Source organism: Streptomyces sp. NPDC058308, from assembly GCF_042880275.1.
In the GTDB taxonomy this organism is placed as follows: domain Bacteria; phylum Actinomycetota; class Actinomycetes; order Streptomycetales; family Streptomycetaceae; genus Streptomyces.
In genome coordinates, this window is record NZ_JBHVZA010000049.1 from 21,020 (window position 1) to 43,217 (window position 22,198).

At 73.2% G+C, this 22,198-nt stretch carries 13 protein-coding genes; 6 read left to right on the plus strand and 7 right to left on the minus strand.

Annotation, left to right across the window (positions count from 1 at the left end; all coding sequences use genetic code 11):
* Window positions 1-5 precede the first annotated feature (5 nt).
* Window positions 6-950, plus strand: coding sequence for an aldo/keto reductase (locus tag ACFVYL_RS36345; protein ID WP_389724077.1), 945 nt, complete (start codon window positions 6-8; stop codon window positions 948-950).
* A 3-nt stretch (window positions 951-953) separates the two neighbouring features.
* Here ACFVYL_RS36345 and ACFVYL_RS36350 read toward each other — a convergent pair whose 3' ends face one another.
* The 4 genes from ACFVYL_RS36350 to ACFVYL_RS36365 form a co-directional block, all read right to left on the minus strand.
* Window positions 954-2,303 carry a PrsW family intramembrane metalloprotease gene (locus tag ACFVYL_RS36350; RefSeq protein WP_389724080.1) on the minus strand — a complete coding sequence of 450 codons (1,350 nt, stop codon included), beginning with the start codon at window positions 2,301-2,303 and terminating at the stop codon, window positions 954-956.
* A gap of 43 nt (window positions 2,304-2,346) precedes the next feature.
* Complete coding sequence (gene trmB, locus ACFVYL_RS36355) at window positions 2,347-3,135, minus strand: tRNA (guanosine(46)-N7)-methyltransferase TrmB (protein WP_389724082.1); 789 nt, start codon at window positions 3,133-3,135, stop codon at window positions 2,347-2,349.
* A 311-nt stretch (window positions 3,136-3,446) separates the two neighbouring features.
* Entirely contained in the window at window positions 3,447-4,667 is a 1,221-nt protein-coding gene (gene lhgO / locus ACFVYL_RS36360) for an L-2-hydroxyglutarate oxidase (RefSeq protein ID WP_389724085.1), read from the minus strand.
* A 171-nt stretch (window positions 4,668-4,838) separates the two neighbouring features.
* Window positions 4,839-6,281, minus strand: coding sequence for an MFS transporter (locus ACFVYL_RS36365; RefSeq protein ID WP_389724087.1), 1,443 nt, complete (start codon window positions 6,279-6,281; stop codon window positions 4,839-4,841).
* 919 nt (window positions 6,282-7,200) lie between these two features.
* On the opposite strand from ACFVYL_RS36365, the gene ACFVYL_RS36370 reads away from it, so the two are divergent.
* Both ACFVYL_RS36370 and ACFVYL_RS36375 read left to right on the plus strand, forming a co-directional pair.
* Complete coding sequence (locus tag ACFVYL_RS36370) at window positions 7,201-9,312, plus strand: asparagine synthase-related protein (protein WP_389724089.1); 2,112 nt, start codon at window positions 7,201-7,203, stop codon at window positions 9,310-9,312.
* Window positions 9,313-9,801: 489 nt separating this feature from the next.
* Window positions 9,802-13,128 carry a BTAD domain-containing putative transcriptional regulator gene (locus ACFVYL_RS36375; RefSeq protein ID WP_389724109.1) on the plus strand — a complete coding sequence of 1,109 codons (3,327 nt, stop codon included), beginning with the start codon at window positions 9,802-9,804 and terminating at the stop codon, window positions 13,126-13,128.
* Here the strand turns inward: ACFVYL_RS36375 and ACFVYL_RS36380 are convergent.
* Together ACFVYL_RS36380 and ACFVYL_RS36385 are read right to left on the minus strand one after the other, a co-directional pair.
* Window positions 13,125-15,122 carry a sigma-70 family RNA polymerase sigma factor gene (locus ACFVYL_RS36380; protein WP_389724091.1) on the minus strand — a complete coding sequence of 666 codons (1,998 nt, stop codon included), beginning with the start codon at window positions 15,120-15,122 and terminating at the stop codon, window positions 13,125-13,127. The two genes, ACFVYL_RS36375 and ACFVYL_RS36380, sit on opposite strands and share 4 nt — an antisense overlap.
* A 244-nt stretch (window positions 15,123-15,366) precedes the next feature.
* Window positions 15,367-16,134, minus strand: coding sequence for a TetR/AcrR family transcriptional regulator (locus tag ACFVYL_RS36385; protein ID WP_389724094.1), 768 nt, complete (start codon window positions 16,132-16,134; stop codon window positions 15,367-15,369).
* 372 nt (window positions 16,135-16,506) lie between these two features.
* Here ACFVYL_RS36385 and ACFVYL_RS36390 point away from each other — a divergent pair, with 372 nt between their 5' ends.
* Together ACFVYL_RS36390 and ACFVYL_RS36395 are read left to right on the plus strand one after the other, a co-directional pair.
* Entirely contained in the window at window positions 16,507-17,928 is a 1,422-nt protein-coding gene (locus tag ACFVYL_RS36390; RefSeq protein ID WP_389724097.1) for an NAD(P)/FAD-dependent oxidoreductase, read from the plus strand.
* A 182-nt stretch (window positions 17,929-18,110) separates the two neighbouring features.
* Window positions 18,111-19,799 carry a SpoIIE family protein phosphatase gene (locus ACFVYL_RS36395; protein ID WP_389724099.1) on the plus strand — a complete coding sequence of 563 codons (1,689 nt, stop codon included), beginning with the start codon at window positions 18,111-18,113 and terminating at the stop codon, window positions 19,797-19,799.
* A gap of 37 nt (window positions 19,800-19,836) precedes the next feature.
* Here the strand turns inward: ACFVYL_RS36395 and ACFVYL_RS36400 are convergent, their stop codons facing one another.
* The gene (locus tag ACFVYL_RS36400; protein WP_389724101.1) at window positions 19,837-21,135 is read right to left on the minus strand and encodes an MFS transporter; all 1,299 of its coding nucleotides are present in this window, start codon (window positions 21,133-21,135) and stop codon (window positions 19,837-19,839) included.
* Window positions 21,136-21,250: 115 nt separating this feature from the next.
* Between ACFVYL_RS36400 and ACFVYL_RS36405 the strand changes: the two genes are divergently transcribed.
* Entirely contained in the window at window positions 21,251-21,799 is a 549-nt protein-coding gene (locus ACFVYL_RS36405; RefSeq protein ID WP_389724103.1) for a MarR family winged helix-turn-helix transcriptional regulator, read from the plus strand.
* Window positions 21,800-22,198 lie beyond the last annotated feature (399 nt).

Here is a 22,198-nt window from a genome sequence, read left to right on the forward strand (position 1 = left end):
AACGTATGACTTCTCTTCGCCAGCTCGGCTCTTCCGACCTCGAGGTCTTCCCGCTCTCCCTGGGCGGCAACGTCTTCGGCTGGACCGCCGACCGCGCCGCGTCCTTCGCCGTCCTCGACGCCTACACCGCCGCGGGCGGCAACTTCATCGACACCGCCGACGCGTACTCGGCCTGGGTGGAGGGCAACGAGGGCGGCGAGTCCGAGACCCTCATCGGCGAGTGGCTCGCCGAGCGCGGCAACCGCTCCGATGTCGTCATCGCCACGAAGGCCGGCGCGCACCCCGCGTACAAGGGCCTCTCCCCGGCCACCATCAAGGGCGCCGCCGAGCAGTCCCTGCGCCGTCTCGGCACCGACTACATCGACCTCTATTACACGCACTACGACGACCCCTCGGTCCCCGTCGAGGAGATCATCGGCACGCTCGACGAGCTGGTGCGGGACGGCAAGGTGCGCGCCATCGCCGCCTCCAACATCACGCCCGAGCGGCTCCAGGAGTCCCTCGACTTCTCCGACCGCGAGGGCCTCGCGCGCTACGTCGCGCTGCAGCCGCACTACAACCTCGTCTCCCGCGACACCTACGAGGGCCCGCTCCAGGAGCTCGCCTCGCGCTCCGGCCTCGCGGCCGTCCCCTACTACGCGCTCGCGTCCGGCTTCCTGACCGGCAAGTACCGCCCCGGTGCGCGGGTGGAGAGCGCGCGCAGCGGACGGGTCGAGTCGTACGTGGGCAGCGAGCGCGGCGACCGTGTCCTCGCCGCGCTCGACGAGATCGCCGCCGACCGCGGCGCCGAGGTCGCGACCGTGGCGCTCGCCTGGCTGGCGGCGCAGCCCACCGTCGCGGCGCCGATCGCCTCCGCGCGCACGGTCGGGCAGCTGCCCGCGCTGCTCGCGGTGGCGGACCTGGAACTGACGCAGGCGGAGCTCGCGCGCCTGACGGAGGCTTCCGCGTAGGGCCTAAGAGCGGTAGGGGTTGTCGTACGTCGTCGGGTAGCCGTACGCGGGATAGGGCTGCGGGTACGCGGGGCGGGGCTGCGGGTACCCGTACGGGGGGTGCCCGTACCCCGCGTACGGCACGGGGAGCAGGACCGGTGCCGTCGCCCGCGCCGCGTACGCGAGGGCGGGGCGGGCCGGTTCGCGGCGCTCCCACAGCCTTTCGAGTAGCTCCCGCTCGCGTACGACGAAGTCGGCCCCGGCCCGGCCGCGGCGGCCCCGGTGGCGCAGGAGCGCGAGGGACGTCGCGTACGTCTGGTACTCCGCGACCGTGCGGGCAGCCGCCTTGCCCCAGGTGTACGAGGCGTAGTCGCGGGCCAGCGAGCGGGCGCGCATCGAGCCCAGCGCGTACGGCTCGGGCGGCGTCAGCCAGCCGGCCGCCGCGTACGCGGGCAGCTCCGCGCGGATCGTGCGCAGCTCGCGCTGCCGGGTCCAGACGGCCAGCCAGGTGAGCAGGCCGAACACCGGGAGCATGAACACCGCGTACACGGTGAAGAAGCCGAACTGGCCGAAGACCGCCGAGCCGTTCCACAGCGCGTGCATGCCCATCGCGAGCAGCAGTCCGGCGAGCGGAAGCAGCAGCCGCCGCAGCCGCTGGCGGTCGGCGGCGAACGCGGCGAGGCCGAAGCCGATGCCGGTCAGGACGGTGAAGAGCGGATGCGCGAACGGTGACATGACCACGCGCACGAAGAAGGTCGCCGCCGTCACCGAGGCGAGGCCGCTCTCGCGGCTGAGCTGGTCGGTGACGAAGGCGTTGCCCAGATAGAGGATGTTCTCGGTGAACGCGAACCCCGTCGCGGTCACCCCCGCTATGACGACGCCGTCGACGATTCCCGTGAAGTCGCGTCTGCGGAAGAGGAAGACGAGCAGGACGGCCGCCGCCTTCGCGCTCTCCTCGACGATCGGGGCGATCACGGTCGCGCCGAGGTTGTCCGCGCTGGTGGGGTCGGCGGTGGCGGTGGCTATCCAGCGGATCGCGAAGCTGTTCGCGACGATCGCGATGAGGGCGGCCGCGCAGGCGCCCCAGGAGAAGGAGAAGAGGAGGTTCCGCCACGGTCCCGGCTGCACCCGGTCCAGCCAGCGGAACGCGGCGACGAGCAGCGGCACGGGCACGATCGCGAGGCCGAGCCCGACCAGGAAGCCCTCGGTGCCGGTCTGCTCCCTGACCAGGGCGAGGATCACCAGGCCCGAGAGGGCGAGCAGCGTGACGAGCGCGGCCACGCGTATCGCGCGCCGCTGCCACCAGCGCACGCGGCGCAGTGCCCCCGGGGCGGGCGCCTCGGGGGGTATGGGATACGGAGAACTGGTGGCCACGCCGTTGACCCTAACGAGGGACGGGACGGGCCGCGACGGTGCCTCAGCCCTGGGGAGGGGCAACTCGGCGGAACAGCAGGTCCTGGACGACGTGGCCCTTGCCGAGGCCCTGGCCCTCGAAGCGGGTGAGGGGGCGGAAGTCGGGGCGCGGGGCGTACCCGCCGTCCGCCTGGGTGTTCTCGAAGTCGGGGTGCGCGGTGAGCACCTCCAGCATCTGCTCGGCGTACGGCTCCCAGTCGGTCGCGCAGTGCAGCAGCGCGCCGGGCTTGAGGGAGGGCGCGGCCAGCGTCAGGAACTCCGGCTGGATCAGGCGGCGCTTGTGGTGCCGGGCCTTGGGCCAGGGGTCGGGGAAGTAGACGCGCAGGCCGTCGAGGGACTCGGGCGCGAGCATCTCGCGGAGCAGGATGATCGCGTCGCCGTTGGCCACGCGGACGTTGCTCAGACCGTTCCGCTCGGCGAGGCCGAGGAGGTTGCCCTGGCCGGGGGTGTGCACGTCGACGGCGAGGATGCCGGTGTCCGGGTCGGCGGCGGCCATCTGGGCGGTGGCCTCGCCCATGCCGAAGCCGATCTCCAGGACGACGGGCTTGTCGTCCCCGAACAGCTCGGCGAGGTCGAGCCGGCGCAGCCCGTCGATGTCCATGCCCCACTGGGGCCAGAGCCGACGCAGAGCGTCCCCCTGGCTGGCGGTCACCCGACTGCGCCGGGGCTGAAAGCTACGGATCCGCCGCTCATGGTGCGACCCAGCGGGATCGGGCGAGGGCCCCCCGGGAAACCGGGGCGCGGCGACCTCGCGGGGCGACGGGGCGTCGGGGCTATGGAATGAGTCAGACACAGTGCCCCCAATTTTACGACCAGGGACGGAGGGAACCGCGCACCTGGCCGGGCGGGGGCAACGGATCGCCGCTAAGGGGCGCGGGGAACTGCGCACCTAGTGGGGTCGGGGCCCGCGATGACGGTGGGGGCGAGGGATCGCCGCCAAGGGGCGCGGGGAACTGCGCACGTAGTGGGGTCGGGGCCCGCCATGACGCTGAGGGCAACGGATCGCCGCCAAGGGGCGCGGGGAACTGCGCACCTAGCCGGGTCGTGGCCCGCGATGAAGATGGGGGCGAGAGGGTCGCGGCCAGGGCCGCAGCAACCGCGCGCTCAGCCACACACGCCCCGCAGGGACCCCAACGCCCTCCGAGCAACCTCCCTCCCAATAGGGAGGGAAGCCGTAGCCGCAGGAGACGGCGCGTTCAGGACGTGGACCGCGCGCGCCCCCTCCCGTATCAGAAAGTCGTCGACCAGCGTCCCATCCCGCAGCACCGCCTGCGCCCGCACCCCCGCAGGGGCCGGCACCAGATCATCCGCCCGCACCGCCGGCAGCAGCCTCCGCACCGCCGAGGTGAACGCCGCCTTCGACGCGGAGCGCCGCAGCTCACCCGCCCCGTACCGCCAGTGCCGGCGGGCCATGTGCCAGGAACCGGGCCAGCCGATCGTCCCGGCGAGCTCACGGGGCCGGACGACCGACCAGTCATACCCCTCGCGGGCCAGCGCCGGCACCGCGTTCGGCCCCACGTGGACCCCGCCGCCGACCCCTCGCGTCAGGTGGACGCCGAGGAACGGAAAGGCCGGGTCCGGCACGGGATAGACGAGACCGCGCACCAGCTCGGGCCGGACCAGGTCGAAGTACTCCCCCCGGAACGGCACGATCCGCATGCCCGGATCGTCCCCGGTGAGCCGCGCGACCGCGTCGCAGTGCAGCCCCGCGCAGTTCACCAGGACCTTGCCGCGGACGACCGAGCCGTCCGCCGTGGCGACCGCGACGCCGAGGTCGGGGCGGCGGTCGATACGGACGACGGCGCCCCGCGCCCCGTAGCGGATGTCGGCCCCGGACGCCTCGGCCAGGCGCGCCGCCACCGCGCCGTAGTCGCAGATCCCGGTCGTCCCCACGTGGATCGCGGCCAGGCCGCGGACCTCCGGCTCGTACTCCGTGATCTGCGCGGGGCCCAGCTCGCGGACCGGAATGCCGTTCTCCCTGCCGCGCTGGACCAGTGCGTGCAGCCGGGGGAGCTCCTCGCGTTCGGTGGCGACGATCAGCTTGCCGGTGACCTCGTGCGCGATGTCGTACTCCGCGCAGAACTTGATCATCTCCGCGGCGCCACGGACCGCGAACCTCGCCTTGAGCGAGCCGGGGCGGTAGTAGATCCCGCTGTGGATCACACCGCTGTTGCGCCCCGTCTGGTGGCGGGCGGGCCCGGGCTCCTTCTCGAGCACCGTCACCCGGGTGCCGGGAGCGCTGCGCGTCAGGGCATACGCCGTCGCAAGACCGACGATGCCGCCGCCGATCACCAGCACGTCGCAGTCGTACGCGACCTTCTTCACCGCGCCTCACCTCCCACCACAGATACTGCCCTGCGCCACTGACAACGCCGCCAAACCCCGGGCGCCGGATCCTTCCCCACCGATCCGTACCGGTTCACCCGGCCTCACCCACGCGTTCACCCGGGCACCGGGAGGCACCGCCCGGGCAGCCCGCCGCCTACGCCGGAGCCACTACGCCGGAGCCACGAGGAGCGGCCGCGCCCGCTCGCGGAGCTCCACCACCCGCGGCTCGTCGCCGTACGGCTCCAGGCGGTGCAGCAGGTCCTTCACGTACTCCGTCGTCCGCGCGGAGGAGATCCGCCCGGCGACCTCAAGGGCCCGCGTCCCCTGCTCGCACGCCGCGTCGAGGTTCCCGGACTCCAGCTCGGCGACCGCCGACACCACGAGGCGCAATCCGTGCGAGCGCACGAACTCCTCGGTGGGACGGGACAGTGCCTGCTCGGTGAAGCGCCGCACCTGTCGCGGCGCCTTCAGGTCCCGGTAGCACTCGGCGGCGTCGGCGGCGAAGCGGTCGTAGGAGTAGAAGCCGAGCCAGGTCGGGTCGTGGTCGCCGTCCCTGGCCCGCTCGAGCCACCCCTCGGCGGCCCGCAGCGCCGCCCCCGCCGCCAGTGCGTCGTTGGCACGCGCGTGGGCCCGTGCCTCGACGAGCCGGAAGAAGCTCATGGTGCGGGCGGTGGCCAGGCCCCTGTTGCGCTCAAGGGCGGCCTGCGCGAGGTCGACCCCCTCGTCCCCGAAGCCCCGGTACGTCGCCTGGAGGGACATGGACGCCAGGACGTACCCCCCAAGGGGCACGTCCGCCGCCGCGCGCGCGAGCCGCAGCGCCTGGATGTAGTAGCGCTGTGCGGCCTCCTGCTGGCCCGTGTCGAAGGCCATCCAGCCGGCCAGGCGCGTCAGCTCGGCGGACGCCCCGAAGAGGGCGCGGCCGACCTCGTCGGAGTACGAGCCGAGCAGCAGCGGCGCCGCCTCGACCCGCAGGCACTCCGGGACCATCGAGGAACGCCAGTCGCCGCCCCCGTACTTGGAGTCCCAGCGGCGCGCGTCCTCGGCGGCCTCCCGCAGCTTCAGCACGTCGCTGTGGCCGACCTTCATGGGCGCGCCGTCGTCGGCGTGCGCGAGGTCGCGGGACGCCTCGCGCGAGACGTCGCGTGCGACGGAGCTGTCGGCCGGGGTTATCAGCCAGCGCGAGGCGGGCGTCGCGTAGGCGCTCACCGCGAACGAGCCGGCCAGGGACTGCCAGATGCCGCCGCCCGCGCGGCGGCCCGCCAGGTCGAGGCGGTAGAGCTCGGTCGCGGACTTCACCGCGGCCCCCACGTCGCGCGGGAAGGCGAGGCCCACCTCGGGCGCGGGGTCGGCGTCGGCGAGGCCGATCTCGTGCAGCGGCACCGGGCGGCCGAGCTTCTGCCCGATGGCCGCCGCGATCAGATGGGGCGCGGCGCCCTGGGGCACCATGCCCTTGGAGACCCAGCGGGCCACCGATGTCTTGTCGTAACGGAGCGTCAACCCGCGCTGTGCGCCGAGGTCGTTGACCCGGCGGGCGAGTCCCGCATTGCTGATTCCCGCGAGGGCGAGAACGGTGCCGAGTTTTTCGTTCGGCCCGCGTTGCTCCCTGGACATGCGCCACCCCTCGACACAGACGGCTGCCGGGCAGTGGCTGGACCGCACGGCATTCGTGCTGGGTCCCCCCGGGGGCAGTGGCACCCCTGGCCGTGCGCGCCGTGACGTGAGCCACGGGCACCCCGGTCGAGCCCCCGCACACCGCGGTCCGGGCGTCGCGCCCCGGGCCACCCCGCGCAGTGGCCGGAATAGCGGCCGCAAGAGCGTTTGGCCGATCCTCCAGGTATATGCCTCCGCGAAAACATCAGCACACACAGCGTAGTTCGCCGCATCCCAAGCGTTAAGAGGCGCAGTTCCGGATGGCGAGATTGTTGCCCGTACGGAAGTGCGTCCATGCCGCGGCGTGCTCCCGTTGTGTGGCCGTGCGCCCGTGCGTGCGCTCTTCTCCGGCCATGACGGGAGCGCTTCCATTGACGGTGCGTGGGTCGGCCCGCTGCGCTGGAGTCAGTGGGCTGGGGGACACCGCCGCCTCCATCCCCGCGGGCGGCGGACCGGTCCGGGAGGCGAACACCGCCTCCCGGGCTGTGTGTTGCCTTCGAACGGTTCCGTTCTGGGCCCATCCCAGGCCGATTTGGCCGAAAAGCGCCTGCGCGCGGGAAGCGACATTCCGCCCACAGGTCACTCCGGGGTCGCCCGCGGGGCATCCCACGGGCCGTTTCCGAGCCACCCCCGAGACACCCCCGAAGCGTTCCCGAGGCGATCCCGAAGCGTTCCTGTGGGGGAGCGCCTTGGTTCTTTCCTTCAACCAATCCTTCAACCACCCTTCCCCCGAGGCGCATTCACTGGCGTGCAAGCGCTCCCGTAGCCCTTCCCGCACGCCTCCTTCGTGGCAGCATGGGTCCCCAGTTCTTCGGTGCACCGGTCGGCCGCGCCCGACGGCGCTTCGCCGACGGTTCGTCCACAGCCTGTGGAGGCAGCGATGCGGTGGTTGGTGGGGTGGAGCAGTACCACCGCGAGATCCTCCGTCGTGGGCTCGGCCGGAGCCACCGGCGAGAACGGCGAGACCGTGCACCCGGTGGGCTCCCAACTCCTGTGGGGCGACCCCGATCCGCTCTGGGCGGTGGGCGACTGGCGCGCCGACGAAGTACGGACGGTGACCGCCGGTGAGCAGGCGCGCGTCGCGGTGCTCGGCACCTGCGGGGCCTCCGACGAGGAGCTGCGGGTCGGCCTCCTCGCCGCACGCGGCGGCGCCCTGCGCCATCTGACCGCCTGGTCCGGCAGTTACACGGCGGTCGTCCAGGTCGGCCGCCGCGTCATGATCGCCGGGGACCTCGCGGGCGCCCGCCCCGTCTTCTACACCCCCTGGTCCGGCGGCACGGCCTACGCGACGGCCGCGCTGCCCCTGGCCGACCTCATCGAGGCCCACCTGGACATCGGCCACCTCGCGGCGCTGCTCGCCGCCCCCGACGTCCCGGAGGCGCTGCACGACTCGACTCCGTACCAGGGCGTGCGGCGCGTGCCCCCGGGGCACGCGCTGATCCTGCGCGCGGGCGCACGGGAGATCGCCGGGTACGAACCGGTGGCCTCGCTGGCCGTCGCGGCGCCCCCGGGGGATGCCGACAGCGCGGTGGACGGCGTCCGCGACGCCCTCGTCGAGGCGGTACGCGCCCGCCTCACCGCCCCGCGCCACGTGCCCGGCACGGACGTCGACCCGGGCCCGGTTCCCGGGATGGGGCCCGCCGAACGGCGCGCGGCCCGCGGCATGCCGGTGCCCGGCATCGGAGCCGACCTCTCCGGAGGACCCGCTTCGGGAACCCTCGCCCTCCTTGCGGCCGGTCTGCCCGGGATGCCCGGCACCGTCCTCGGGCACGGCACGGGCGCGGGCGAGCGGCTCCTCGCCGTCACCTTCAACGACCTGGCAGTCGACGGCCGTGAGGCCGAACTGGAGCGGGCCGGCGCCATCGCGGCCAACCCGCGCCTGCACCACGTGGTCGTCGCCGGCGGCGAGGACGCCCTGCCCTACGCCGACCTGGAGGGCCCGCTCACGGACGAGCCGAGCGCCGTCCTGGTCTCCGCCCAGCGCCACCGCGCCCGGCTCTCCTCGGGCAGCGCCGACCACTTCACGGGCTACGGCGCCCGGCAGGTCCTCGACGCCCACCCGGCCCGCCTCGCCGACCTCCTGATGGACCGCAAGCGGCGCCACCTGGTGCGCCCCGTGGCGGCCCTGGCGAAGGCCGACGGCTCGGTCCTCGTCCCCGCGCGCGTGTACGGCGCCGCGCGCAAACTGGCCCGCATGCCGCACCGCGCGGGCGTCGAATCGCTCGCCGACCGGCTGCTGCACCGCCGCTTCGAGGAGCCGGGCGGCGCGGTGGGGGCGTCGCTCGCCGCCCTCGCGTGGGCCAGACCGGGGCCCGCCGCGCGCTGGCTGACCGGCGAGGCCCTCGCTGAAGTATCGGTTCGCCTCCAGGACACGACGATGCGCGCGGGCGGCCCGGGCCAACGTCCCGGCGAGTTCCGGGCGCGGGCGGCCCTCGCCCGGCACGCGGCGGACCTGCGCGTCCTGGAACAGGCCGCCGAGGTGCGCTTCCAGCGCCTGCACGCGCCCTTCCTGGACAACCAGGTCGTCCGCGCCTGCCGGGCCCTCCCCGAGGCCCTGCGCGTGCAGCCAGGGGCGCGCGCCGCGATCCTGCGCACCGTCCTCGAAGGCGCCGGGGTCGCCGAGCTGCCACCCGGCTGGGGCGCGCCGTCCCACGCCTCGAACGCGGCCGCCGCGCGCACCGGCATCCGCGTGGCCGTGGACGACCTGATCGCCCTCTTCGACACCCCCCTGCTCGCCCAGGCGGGCCTGGTGGAGGCCCGCGTCGTCCGCAAGGCCCTGCGCTCGGCCGCCGAGGGGGAACCTCTTCCGCTGGACGGCTTGGCCGACCTGGTCTCCACCGAGCTGTGGCTGCGCCGGCTCCTGTCGCGAAGAGGAACGTGCTGGACGGGAACTCCAGCACGACAGCGAGCCGTTCCTACGGGGAGTGTGGTTCCGCAGAGGGGCGCCCTAGGGGTGGGGCGCCGCCCGTCGAGCGGGGCGTCGGCGGTCTGAGAGCCTGTCTCCGGACTCCCGTCGTCCGCGCGAAGCGCGGGCGCAGCGCCGAGCGTGCGTGTGTGCCGGGCGTGCGTGCGTGCCGGGCGTCAGGGTGCAGGTCGAGGTGCAGGTCGGGGTGCAGGCGGGGGTCCGAAGACAGACTCTGAGGCGGGTCCGCGCGGGTCCGCGCCGGGGCGGGAGCTACTGGTGCGGGCGTAGCCGGGTACCGGAGCGGGCGTACTGCTGCGGCCGCAGTGGACGTACAGGGCGGCAGAGTCGGGCCCAGTAGGCGTCCTGGCCGGGCCGGATCCGGTAGGCGGCCGGGTCGGACCCGGTAGCGGCAGAGCCGGGCCCGGTAGGCGGCCGGGCCGGACCCAGTAGGTGTGCTCCGGGCCGGACCCGGAGCACACCGCGGAACGCGGCACTCCGAGAGCTGACGGCGCCCCGCCAACGCGCACCCGGAAGAAACCATGCGCCTCAGCGCACTCGACCGGGGAGAATGACGTGGTGCGGTACAAAATCCTGGGCGCCACCGAGGCGTACGACAGTCACGGCGCCACCCTGCCCGTAGGCGGCCAGCGGCTGCGTGCCCTGCTCGCCGCCCTCGTGCTGCGCGCCAACCGCACGGCCACCGTCGGCACCCTCATCGACGAGGTCTGGGCGGACGACCCGCCGGCCGACGCCCCCGCCGCCCTGCAGGCCCTGGTCGGCCGCCTGCGCCGCGCCCTGGGCAGGGACGCCGTCGTATCGGCCCCCGGCGGGTACCGCCTGGCCGTCGCCCCCGAGGACGTCGACCTGTACCGCTTCGAGCGGCTCGTGCGCGAGGCCAGGGCGGCCCTTGACCGCACCGACCCGGCGGCCGCCGCCCGCACCCTGCGCGACGCGCTCGCCCTGTGGCGCGGCCCCGCCCTCGCCGACCTGCCCGACCGCAGCGCGGCGGCACGGCCCGAGGCGCTGCGCGCCGAGGCCGTCCGCGCGCGGATCGAGGCGGACCTGCTTCTTGGCCGCGCGTCCGACGTCGTACCGGAACTGCGCGAACTGACCGCACTCCAGCCGTACGACGAGACGCTGCGCGCCCTCCTGATCCGCGCCCTGCGCGACGCCGGGCGCGGGGCCGCCGCGCTCGCCGCCTACGAGGAGGCGCGCCGCGCCCTCGCCGAGGGCCTCGGCACCGGCCCCGGGCCCGAACTGCGGGCGCTGCACGCGCAGTTGCTGGACGGGTCGGACGCGCCACCACCACGGCGGGCGCCGCACGCAGCCCCCACGGAACGGCCCGCTTCGGCGGAACGCTCAGCTCCGACGGAACACGCAGCCCCCGTGGAACACCCGGCTCCTGCGGAACGCTCGGCCCCCGCCGAGCGGAAGGGGAACATCCGCACCCGCTTGACCTCCTTCGTCGGCCGGGAACCAGAACTCGCCGCCATCCGTTCCGACTTGCACAGGGCCCGCCTCGTCACCCTCACCGGACCGGGCGGCTCCGGCAAGACCCGCCTCGCCGAGGAAGCCGCCGCCGGGCATCCGCAGGCATGGCTGGCCGAGCTCGCCCCGCTCGACCACCCCAAGGCGGTGCCCGGCGCTGTCGTCAGCGCGCTCGACCTGCGCGAGACCGTCCTGATGACCAGCGAACTGACCGCTCCGCAGGACGACCCGGTCGCCCAGCTCGTCGAGTACTGCGCCCCGCGCAGCCTGCTCCTGCTCCTCGACAACTGCGAACACGTCATCGGCGCCGCCGCCGAGCTCGCCGAGACCCTCCTCACGCACTGCCCGGGCCTCACCATCCTCGCCACCAGCCGCGAACCCCTGGGCGTGCCGGGCGAGTCGGTGCGCCCCGTCGAGCCGCTCCCGCCCGACCCCGCGCACCGCCTGTTCGCCGAGCGGGCCGCGGCGGTGCGGGCCGGGTTCGACCCCGAGGAGGACGCGGCGGCCGTCGCGGAGATCTGCCGCCGCCTCGACGGTCTGCCGCTCGCCATCGAACTGGCCGCCGCCCGCCTGCGTCTTCTCACCCCGCGCCAGATCGCCGACCGCCTCGACGACCGCTTCCGCCTCCTGACCAGCGGAAGCCGCACGGTCCTGCCCCGCCAGCAGACCCTGCGGGCCGTCGTCGACTGGTCCTGGGAACTGCTCGACGAGGCCGAGCGGTCCGTGCTGCGCGAGGTGTCCGTCTTCGCCGGCGGCTGGGACCTCCCGGCGGCGGAGGCCGTCTGCACGGCGCCCGCCACGGACCTGATCGGCGCCCTCGTCGACAAGTCCCTGGTCGTGACCGTTCCCGCCGCGGCCGGGGACGGCGGCATGCGCTACCGCCTCCTGGAGACCATCCACGAGTACGCGAGCGAGCGCGCCGCCGAGACCCCGGAGCTGCTCGCCGCGGCCGGCGCCCGCCACTCGGCGTACTTCGCGGACCTCGTCGCCCGCGCCGACCCCCTGATCCGCTCGGCGGAGCAACTGCCGTGGATCACCTGCCTGGAGGTCGAGCTCGACAACATCCGCGCGGCCCTGCAGCGCTTCATCGAGGCCCGCGACGCGGCCGCGGCGATCGCGATGGTGCTGCACACCGGCTGGTTCTGGTGGCTGCGCAACTACCGCAGCGAGGGCGCCGACTGGATGGGCCGCGTCGTGGGACTCGCCCCGGAGGGCCTGCCCGCCGAGGACGACCCGCTGTACTGGCCGTGGATGAACCTGCGGATACTGCACCTCTTCTTGGTCGCGGAGTCCAGGCCCGTGGAGGGTGAGGACCGCCCCGGCGGCCTTGCCGATGTGGAGTACGTCGAGGCGCTGCGCGCCGCGTTCATGCGCCCGGGCCCCGAGTCCGCCCGTTTCCCCGGGCTGATCTGGCCGTTCACCATCTTCTTCACCGGCGGCACCCACGAGGAGGCGGTGGGTCCGCTGAACCGTGCGGTCGAGAACTGCCGCAGGTACGGCGGCGAATGGGACTTGGGCGTCATCCTCATGTTCCGCGCCCACATGGCCGTCGACATGCCCGGACACCTCTCGGGCGTCGACGAGGACCTGGCGGAGCTGCGGGCGCTGAGCCGCCGCGTGGGCGACCGCTGGATGCGCGCCCAGGTGTGCAGCGCGGCGGGCGAGGCGGCCATGGCCCGCAGCCATCACGAGGAGGCCCGCGCCGAGTACGAGGAGGCGCTCCGCCTCGCCTACGAGGTGAGCGCGTACGCCGAGGCGCCGTTCCTGCTCGCCCGGCTCGCCGAGATCGCCTACCGCGAGGGCGACAGGGACGTCGCGTCCAAGGTCCTCGACGAGGCGACCCAGGAGGCCGACCGGTCCGGAGTGACGGACTCGCGCGCCTTCGTGCGGCTGCTGCGGGCGCTGATGTTGCTGGACGACGGGGACATCGCCACAGCCCGCGGGCTGTGGGAGGAAGCGCGGAACGAGTCCGCGTACGGCACCCCGCCCCCGCAGTTCGAAGCCGCCCTCGGCGGCCTGGAGGCACGCATCGTCGCGGCCGAGTCGGGACCGGCCGAGGGGCTGCCGATCGTCGTCGCCGCACTGGGCGCGGCCCTGACGTCCCAGTGCTCCGAGATCATCCTGGCCTCCCTGGTGGACAGCACCGCCGTGCTCCTGAGCGACCTCGGCGACCACGCGCGTGCGGCCCGGGTGCTCGCCGCCGCCACCTCCCTGCGCAACGGATACCCGCGCCCGATGCCGGAGTCGGCACAGGCCGAGCGCACGGAGCGCGCGGCCGTCGCCGCGCTCGGCCCGGACGGGTACGAGCGGGAGCGCGCGGCGGGCAGCGCGCTGACGACCGAGCAGGTGCTCGCCGAGCTGGCCGTACCCGCCGACCCGGGACAGGACCAGGGCCGGGCCCGGACGCGGGACTAGTTGCAGGTCATCCGCGACTGCGCCCAGTCCGCCAGGGCCGTCGTGTCGAACGGCGAGTGCGGTTCGACGACGAGCCTGACCGTCTTGCGGCCGGTCAGGCCCACGTGCAGGGGCACGGCCGGATCGCCGCCCTTGACCAGCGGGGACCGCCAGAGCCGCGCCCCGTCCCCGTACACGGAGAAGCGCACCTTGCCGAGCCCCATCGTCATGTCGTCGACACCGACGACCGCGTCGTACGTCGAGCAGCTGCGGTTCAGGTCGATCGTCACGGAGGACCTGCCGTGCACGGTCACGCCGTGGGCGTACCGCTTGCCGGCGACCGACAGGCCCCAGCGCTGCCACACCCAGCTGGACTCGGTGAGCCGCATCTCGGGCTTGGTGCCGTCGCCCGTGAGGCCGTAGTCCAGCTCGTTCCACTGGTAGACCCGGGGGGCCGGGGGCGGTGGGGGCGGCGGCTTCGGCTTCGGCGCGGGCGGCTTCGGCCTGGGCTTCGGGGCCGGCGGGGGCGGCTTCGGTTTCGGCTTCTCCTGCGCGGGAGGCTTCGGCTTCGGCGTGGGGGTGGGGGTGGGCTTGGGGGTCGGCTTCGGCTTCGGCGCGGGCGGTGGCGGGGTCGGCTTGGGCCTCGGCTTCGGGGGCGGCGGCTTCTGCGGCACGATCGACTCGGAGACCGCGGGCTCCTTGGCCTTCGGCGGCGGGTCCGCCTTGGGCTTGCCGCCGCCTCCGGTGAGGGCGATCGCCGCGGCGATCCCGGCCGCCACCACGACGCTCGCCGCGATACCGGCCTTCGCCGGAGCGCCGAGCCCCTCGGACGCGGCGGCTCCGCCCCCCGCGGCCGATCCGCCGGAGGAACCGCCCGCGGCGGCCGCACCGGCGGCACCCGCCGCGCCCGCGCCCGCCGTACCGCCGCCGATGAGCGCGGCCGCCTTCGCGTACCCGGCGGCACCGAACCAGCCGATGACGGCGACCGGCACGACGGCGGGGATGCCACTGGCGACGTCCTTGATCTGGCCCGCGGCCAGCCGGCACTTGGCGCACTCCTCCAGGTGCTTGCGCAGGCCGCGCTCGGCGCGGGTGCGCAGGCCGCCGCGCGCATAGGCGCCGAGCCGGTCGGCGTAGCGCGCGCACTCCTCGCTCTCGGTGAGGGTCGCGCTCACATGCGCTTGCAGATAGGCCTGTTTCAGTCCCTCGCGGGCGCGGCTCGCGAGGACGCGCGTGCCGTTCGCGTCGAGACCGAAGAGCGTGGCGACATCGCTCGGGGACTCCTCCTCGACCTCCGTGTGCCACAGCACGGCCTGCCAGCGCTCCGGCAGACTCCTGAAGGCCTGCATGGCCATCGACTGCTCGGCCTCGTGCATCGCGCGGACATCCGCGCCGAGGTCCAGCGTGTCGTCGTCGCCCGCCTCCGCGCCGCGCACGGCCTGCGCCGCGAACACCGCGAAGTCGTCGACCAGGTGCTCCCGCTTCGCGGACTTCGTCCACCCCGCGGCGACCCGGCGCACGGTGGTCAGCAGATAGGCGCGCACGGCGTGCTCGGGCCCGCTGCCGCCGCGCACCGCCTGCAGCATGCGGGCGAAGACCTCGGCCGTGAGGTCGTCGGCCGTGTGGGCGTCGCGACAGCACGTACGGGCATAGCGGCGCACGGCCTCGGCATGCCGGCGGTACAGCGCTTCGTACGCGGAGTCGTCGCCGCCGCGCATCCGGGTGATCAGGTCGGCGTCGGACACCGGGCCTTCGCCGCCCACCGGCAGCGGGGCCCCCGTACCGGCGGCGCGCTGCGAGGGCACGCTGGGCTCGGCCGCGGAGTCCGCCGGGGCCGGGATCGCACCCGCCCCGGCTTGAGCTCCCGTACCGGAAGGAGCTCCCGCACCGCCACCGGGGCGGCCCTGGGGCGGCACCTGCCGGGAGGGCGCCTCGCCCGGTTCCGCGCCGGCGCTGCCCGAGGGGGCCTCCTCGCCGAAAGCACCGGGCGACTCGTCCCGACCGTCAACACTCATCGCGGAACGCCCCCGGTTGCACACTCAGACCCGACCACCGGCAAAGCGTGCCACACGGTCGCGCCGCAGCCGATGGAGACGACGGTCAACCACCCGTCCGGGGCGACTTCCCGTAACAGAGCACTACCGTTCACCCATTCGGGGAAGGCTCAACGGCCGCGCTTGTGCGCGGAGTTGAACCTCCCACCGGACGGGAGCACCGAGAAGGCGAGCTCGACCGGGGCCGCGGGAGCGACCCGACCGGTTACGCGGGCCGCGACCGCAGCCCTTCCAGCAGGATGTCGAGCAGCCGCGAAGAGGCCGCCGCCTGCTGCGCCGCATCCGGCAGCGAGGGCGCCGCCGTCGCTATCACCAGCAGGACGTCCGCCACCGTCACGTCCGTCCGCAGCGCGCCCGCCGCACGGGCCCGCTCCACCAGGCGGCCGACGACGTCGAGCAGCGTCGCCGCCCCCGCGTCGTCACCCAGCGAGGTCGACTCCTCGACCGGCGCCTGACGCTGTTCCACGAGCCGCAGCTCGGGAGCGTCCGGAACCGACTGCCGCTGCTGCGGCACCCGCGCCTCGTCCGCGGCGGCGCCCTCCTCGACGCCCACCCGCAGCACCTGCGGCGGCAACAGCCGGCCCGCACCCGACGCCACGGACGTCCGCAGGAAGCGCGAGAGCGCCGACCACGGCTCGTCCTCCTGCCCGAGCGCCGCACGCGCCTGGTCGGTCAGCCGGGAGGTCTCCTCCTCCGCTATCCGCCTGACCAGCACATCCTTGCTCGGGAAACGTCGGTAGACGGTGCCGACGCCAACTCGTGCGCGGCGCGCCACGTCCTCCATCGGAGCGCCGTACCCCAGCTCGCCGAAGACTTCGCGCGCCGCCCTCAGCACATGTTCGAGATTGCGCTGTGCGTCGACACGCAGCGGTGTCGTGCGCGCTCCTTCCCCCATGTCTCGTCCGTTTCCACCAGGGCCGACGGCTGATGCCGTCATGCCGGCGGAAGTCCAGTGAGTCTCCTGAATGTGCATACACGTTCCCCCGGTAATGACGTCTCCCCCCGGAGACACTCCCCGTCATTGACTACCGACGTGTGAGGAGCGAGCCCTTCCGCGAACCGGAATCTCGGCTCGACGAGCGCATCCCCCGACACCCCGACGTCACACGAACATAGTTGAGCGGGGGTCAATTCAGAAGAGGCGGGTTCCGCACAGCGTGCCCCCCGATCGGAGTACGCGCCCTTTCCGGCCTACTTGCACCCCGCCCCCGAACCCCCCTCGGCCCCGCTGACCTGCACGGCTTTCATGCCCGGCGACAGGTCTGCGAGCCCTTCGCACACACCGTGCCCGGTCACACAAATTGCCGGGCCTGTGGACAAACGCCGAAGCCGGGTGCGTCATGGGATGGTGAAGGCTGCGATCTCCCGGGGGACATCCCCCGCGTCCCCGGACTGTGTACGCATTCTCGTCGTCGGCGGCGGCTACGTCGGCATGTACACCGCACTGAGACTCCAGCGAAAGCTGAAACAGGAGCTCAGGCGGGGCGAGGTCGAGATCGTCGTGATCACGCCCGACCCGTACATGACGTACCAGCCGTTCCTGCCCGAAGCCGCGGCCGGCTCCATCTCGCCGCGGCACGTCGTCGTCCCGCTGCGCCGCGTCCTCGACAAGTGCCACATCCTCATCGGCGAGGTCGAGTCCATCGAGCACGCCAAGCGCACCGCCTCCTTCACCACCCTCGCCACCGAGGAGGAGGGCACCGGCGCCGCCCGGATCACCTACGACGAACTCGTCCTGGCCCCCGGCTCCATCGCGCGCACGCTGCCCGTACCGGGCCTCGCCGAGTACGCCATCGGCTTCAAGACCGTCGAAGAGGCCATCGGCCTGCGCAACCACGTCATCGAACAGATGGACATCGCCTCCTCGACCCGAGACCCCGCGATCCGCGACGCCGCCCTGACCTACGTCTTCGTAGGAGGCGGGTACGCGGGAGTCGAGGCACTCGGCGAGCTGGAGGACATGGCGCGCTACGCCACCCGCTACTACCACAACATCAAGGCCGAGGACATGAAGTGGATCCTCGTCGAGGCGGCGGGCCGCATCCTGCCCGAGGTCGGCGAGGAAATGGGCAAGTACACGGTGCGCCAGCTGCGAAGGCGCAATATCGACGTACGCCTGGAGACCCGCCTTGACTCCTGCGAGGACCGGGTCGCCGTCCTCAGCGACGGCTCCCGCTTCCCCACCCGCACCGTCGTGTGGACCGCGGGCGTCAAACCCCACCCCGTCCTCGCCGCGTCGGACCTGCCGCTGAACGAACGCGGCCGCCTCAAGTGCACCGCCCAGCTGACCATCGAAGGCACCACGCACGCGTGGGCGGCGGGCGACGCGGCCGCCGTCCCCGACGTCACCTCCCCCAGCGCCGAAAACCCGGGGGGACCCCCGGAGCCGGGCAAGGAGTGCGCGCCCAACGCCCAGCACGCGGTACGCCAGGCCAAGGTCCTCGGCGACAACATCGTCGCGTCCCTGCGCGACAAGCCCCTCCAGGAGTACAGGCACAAGTACGTGGGCTCCGTGGCCTCCCTGGGACTGCACAAAGGTGTCGCGCACGTCTACGGACGCAAGCTGAAGGGCTACCCTGCCTGGTTCATGCACCGCGTCTACCACTTGAGCAGAGTGCCGACCATCAACCGCAAGTTCCGTGTGCTCGCCGAATGGACCCTGGCCGGCCTGTTCAAACGCGAGATCGTCTCCCTCGGATCGCTCGAACACCCCCGTGCGGAGTTCGAACTCGCGGCCGGTGGCGAGCGCCCGAAGGAGTCCCCCTGACCGGACTCAGGAACTCCCCGCACAGGACCGGCGTCTGACGGATGTCAGTCCGTTCGGTCAGACTGTTCGTGTGACCATGGGCCGGCCCTCGGGCCGACACCAGGGCCGTCCGCTCCCGACAGGCTGTGTTTCCGATCCAGAAGCGTTCCCGACCCAGAAGCGACATCACGAGGCCTACCGCAGTGAACTTCACGCGCTGGAGCGCCCGGCTCCCCGGAACGCAGCGCCGCGCAGCAGCGCGGACCGAACAGGCGGTCGTCGCCGCGCCGCGCGGGGACGGCTCCGTCCCCGCCGCCCGCGCCGAACGGCCCACCGACGGAGCCGAGACCGGCCCGCCGGACGGCGCCGTCGGCCTCGCAGGCCTCGACGAACTGCCCGCCCGCGAGGTGCTCGACCGCATCCCGGCCCTCGTCGCCCTCGTGCACGGCGCCGACCACCGCATCGCGTACGTCAACGACGCGTACGTCGCCGCCTTCGGCCCCCGCCCCGTCGGCGAACCCGCGCGCGTGGCCCTGCCCGAACTGGACGAGCTGAGCCTGCTGCCGCTCCTCGACCAGGTGCTGCGCAGCGCGAAGCCGCGCACCGTCAAGTCCCGCAAGGCACCCTCCGGCCGCTCGTACACCTTCACGTGCACCCCCGTGACGCTGCCGCTCGGCGGTTCCGCCGCGGGCCCCGAAGAGGGCGGTGGCGTCCTGGTGTTCGCCGCCGACGTCACCGACCACGCGGAGGCCGCCGAGCGGCTGCGCACCAGCGAGCGGGCCCAGCGCGAGACGGCCGTCACCCTCCAGAAGTCCCTCCTGCCCCAGGAACTGGAGCAGCCCGACGACCTGCGCATCGCCGCCACCTACCAGCCGGGCGGCACCGAGGCCGCGGTCGGCGGCGACTGGTACGACGTGATCACCCTCGGCGGCGGCCGCACCGCCCTCGTCATCGGCGACGTGATGGGCCGCGGCGTGCGCGCGGCGGCCGTCATGGGCCAGCTCCGCACGGCCGTGCGCGCGTACGCCCGCCTCGACCTGCCCCCGCACGAGGTCCTGCAGCTCCTGGACGGCCTGGCCGCCGAGATCGACGCCAGCCAGATCGCCACCTGTGTCTACGCGGTGCACGACCCGAACGAAGGAAGCCTGGTCTACGCCTCGGCCGGACACCTGCCCATCCTCGTACGCGACGAGAACGGCACGATCCACCGCGCCGAGGAACCCACGGGCCCCCCGCTCGGCACCGGCGGCTGGCTGCACACCTCGGGCTCCGTCCCGCTCGGCCCCGGCTCCACCGCCGTCCTCTACACGGACGGCCTGGTCGAGCGGCGCAGCGAGGACATCGACGAAGGAGTGGCCTCCCTGGAGCGCGCCCTGGCCGGCGCCACCGGCACGCCCCAGGTGGTGTGCGACCGGCTGATCCGCGCCCTGGGAGTGGCCGCCGACCACGACGACGACGTGGCCGTCATGGTCGTCCAGCACCCCGCCCGCACCGGCACGGACGCCGAGCTCTTCAGGAACGCCGCCCTGGAGCTGCTCGGCGGCGTCGAAGCGGCACCACGCGCGCGTGCCTTCGCCACCGGCGTCCTTGCCAGCTGGCGCTTCTCACCGGAACTGCACGATCTGGGCGTCCTCGCGGCCAGCGAACTGGTCGCCAACTCCCTCCAGCACGGCACCCCGCCGATGCGGCTGCGCCTGCGCCGCACCGACAGCCGGCTGATCATCGAGGTCACCGACGGCGACGACCACCTGCCGCGCCGCCGCCGCGCCGAACCTGCGGACGAGGCGGGACGCGGCATCGCCATCGTCGCCACGATCGCGTCGAACTGGGGCTCGCGCCGCACACCGGGCGGGGGCAAGGCCGTCTGGTGCGAGTTCGCGCTCCCGAAGTAGCCGCCCGCCTCGGGGCGCCCGCGCGGCGCCCCGGGCTTCAGGCGTCGGCCGTCGCCTGCTTCGCGGCGCTCGGGCCGCCCTGCGCCACCACCGGGCTCTTGGCCAGCGAGGGCTGGTTCTGCAGCGGGGTGAGACGGCGGCCGAGCCGCACCGCGAGCACCGTCATGCCCAGCGAGAACAGCACGAACGTCACGATGTACGGCATGTGCAGCGCGGCGCCCATCGGCCCGCCCACGGCCGGACCGACCGCGAGGGCCAACTGCTTCACCAGGGCGAAGGCCGAGTTGTACTGACCGACCATGCCGCCCGGCGCCAGGTCCGCGACCAGCGGCGCGACGGTCGGCGACAGCATTGCCTCACCGAGCCCGAAGAGCGCGTACGTCGAGATGAACGCGGCGGTCGCCATCTCCTGGCTGCCGTGGCCGACACCCGCGTACCCCGCGAGCAGCCACGCGAAGGCCCAGATCAGACCGACCGAGGCGATCACCCGGGACCGCTTGCGGCGCTCGACGAACTTCAGGACGGCGAACTGCGCGATCACGATCATCGCCGTGTTGGCGGCGAGCGCGATGCCGAGCGTGGAGGCCGAGATGCCCGCGGCCTCCACGCCGTACGCGGAGAGCCCCGACTCGAACTGCCCGTAGCAGGCGAAGAAGATCACGAAGCCGAGCACGCACAGCTGCACCATGGCTTTGTGCCTCAGGAGCGCGCGCATGCCGCCCTGCGGGGCGGAGGCGTCCTTCGGCATCGCGTCCTGGATGGACGGCGCGTGCGGAAGCCGTACGGTCAGCGCGATGGCCGCGAGGACCAGGAACATCACGGACTCGATGGAGAACAGCAGCGTGAAGCTGCCGGGACGGCTCTCGTCGACGATCTGGCCGCCGATGAGACCACCGATGCCGAGGCCCAGGTTCTGCAGGAAGAACTGCGTCGCGAAGGACCGCGTACGGGTGGCGGGCGTCGACGACCAGACGATCATCGTCGCCAGCGCCGGCTGCATGACCGCCGTACCCGCGCCGAGCAACGACGCGGCCAGGATGGCCGTCGGCTCGCTGTTCGCGAGGCCGAGCGCGACCGCGCCCACGGAGGCGACGACCGCCGCCCCCACGAGGACCGGAAGAGGGCCGCGACGGTCGATGACGCGGCCGGTGACGGGCAGGACGATCAGAGCGGCCATGGCAAAGGCGGCAAGGACGATCCCCGCCGCACTGGCCCCCAGATCCCGCACCTGCGCCACATAGACGTAGAGGAACGGAACCGTGAACCCGATGCCGAACGCGCTCAGCGCGCTGCCTGCCTGAATACGACGCATCGCTGCGCCCATCGCCCTGGTCACTTTCACCTGCCTTGAGTGAGTCGTTAGAAGTGAAGACTTCGAAGCTAAAGTTCGAGCCTAAACTGTACACACTGAAGGACTTCAATGCCAAGTGGGGGCGTGCCATACTGCGGCCATGGGTGACACCCCCGGCCCGAGCGAGCCGACACTTGAAGAACAGATCGCCGCGTACCAGCGGGAGTTCCAGGACCTCGACCCCCAGGTCGAGCAGATCGTCTCGGCCCTCGGCCGCCTGAACCGCCGCATGAACGTCGCCTACGGGCGCCAGACCGCGAACCTCGGCATCAGCAACGCCGAGTGGGAGGTCCTCAAGGCCCTCGTCCTCTCCGGAGCCCCCTACCAAATGGGCCCCGGCGAACTGGCCAAGCGCCTCGGCCTCACCCCGGCCGCCATGACCCACCGCATCGACCGCATGGTGGCGGAGGGCCTCGTCACGCGGGACCGCGACGAGTCCAACCGCGTCCGCGTGATCGTCGAGCTCACCGCGGAGGGTCGCGAGAAGTGGCTGGAGGCGATGCGCCTGGCCACGGTCTTCGAGGAGGACCTCCTCCAGGACCTGTCGCAGGACGAGCGAGGCGCCCTGGGCGAAGTGCTGACCCGTCTCCTCCGCCGCGTGGAGCACGCCCAGCCGGACGCCGGCGGCCGCCTCAACGACCTGGACTGAGGATCTGGCCGACGCACGCACGGTGGGGGTTGACAGCCACCTGTCCGATCCGTAGAGTTCTTCGGGTTGCCACGGAGCCGTAACGGTTCTGCGACAGCACCTCCCGCCGCCATCGTGCGGCAAATCAAACTCTGCACCACCTCCCAACGGAATCCATTCGGCATGCCCGAATTCAATTCCGGACTCGATTATGAGTCGCCGGGAAAACCCGCTAGAGTTTGAGACGTCGGAACGGCCCAACAGCCGCGAAGACAACCCCACTTCGACTGGGAGTCAGGCCCGAAAGGATCTGATAGAGTCGGAACCGCCGGAAAGGGAAACGCGAAAGCCGAAAGGCCGGAGCGGGAACCGGAAAGGCACCGAGGAAGTCGGACACGAAAGAGTCTGATAGAGTCGGAA